At 61.2% G+C, this 309-nt stretch carries 1 pseudogene; it reads right to left on the minus strand.

Going from position 1 to position 309, the window contains the following annotated elements:
- Window positions 1-309 (minus strand): annotated as a pseudogene (locus ACM6IP_RS00010) (phospholipase); the annotation flags it as partial.

Here is a 309-nt window from a genome sequence, read left to right on the forward strand (position 1 = left end):
GGCGAGCAGGTCCTCTCCGGTCTCCTTGCGCCAGGCGGTGGCGAAGTTATGGTGCAGGTGTTCCAGAATGGGCCCGCTGACCTGGCTGGAAATATCCTGGCGTGGAGTATCGCCACGGGGGCCGCGATTGGGTGCAGGTTTGGTGCCTTCAGCACGGTTCAGCGCTGTGTGGTCATCAGTGTCCCAGTACTCGTCGAGCATGTTGTGGCCCATGACGAAGCCAACGGCAATGTCCGTCTGTTCATAGTCGACCAGGACGGTTTTCTGATGGTGGGTCGGGCCGATGGCCATCGCGCCTAACGTGTCGAG

It is taken from the genome of Pseudomonas sp. IT-P176 (genome assembly GCF_949767245.1).
Classification (GTDB): domain Bacteria; phylum Pseudomonadota; class Gammaproteobacteria; order Pseudomonadales; family Pseudomonadaceae; genus Aquipseudomonas.